A 757-nucleotide genomic window follows, 5' to 3' on the forward strand; every position below is an offset into this window, starting at 1 on the left:
CTAGATTTTCGTATTGCACATCTAAAATTCCCTCGGGAATGACATCATGCCAATGGGCCATCAATTTGCGATACGCACAGTAATACTCTGCCAACTCCTCAAGGTCATAAGAAAAGAAATAGCTCTGATTAAACAATGTTTTAAACATCGCGTAACAACTGTCTAAGGGCTCTCTGACCAAGTGTATTATGCGAGCATTTGGAAACGCTTTTTTAATCAGTCCGCAATATAAAAAGTTAAAAGGTAATTTATCTATTGTTCTTGTCGATACGCCAAGCATGTTATGCATATTAGCTAAATACTTATTGCCTATTTTTGTATAGTCAATGGACAGTGCTGCTCTGAGTGGCGACAAATGTTCGCTTTGCTTGTCTTGTAAATATTGATTAATTACCGCACTCATAGTGATAGTAAAATCGCTGGTTTCTCCAGCAGATTTTATACCTTGATGCTGCCCAATAATCCGTTCTACTAAGGTTGTGCCAGAGCGTGGAAGGCCAACAATAAATATTGGAGCTTCTGTAAGTGTTGAGTCAGTTATTTGTGAGTAATTTTCTGCTGTAAATGTATTGATTAAGTTTTGAATATTAAGGATTTCACTTTGCGAATTATAGTTGAGTGATTGACGTTGTATTTTTGCGCCCGAGCTCAACTCGTTAAATCCTGTAGCATAATCTTTAAGGTCTTCTAACTCCTTTGCTAAGGCATAATGTAAGTTTATTTTTTGTTTAGCTGTTTTGGCGCGAGAAAGTTGCTG

1 protein-coding gene is annotated in these 757 nt (G+C 37.1%); it reads right to left on the bottom strand.

The annotated features are described in order from the left end of the window. On the bottom strand, positions 1–757 hold a 757-nt coding region (locus AX660_RS18110; RefSeq protein WP_131811825.1), incomplete at both ends, for a sulfotransferase family protein.

The sequence above is a fragment of the Paraglaciecola hydrolytica genome, from assembly GCF_001565895.1.
Lineage (GTDB): Bacteria > Pseudomonadota > Gammaproteobacteria > Enterobacterales > Alteromonadaceae > Paraglaciecola > Paraglaciecola hydrolytica.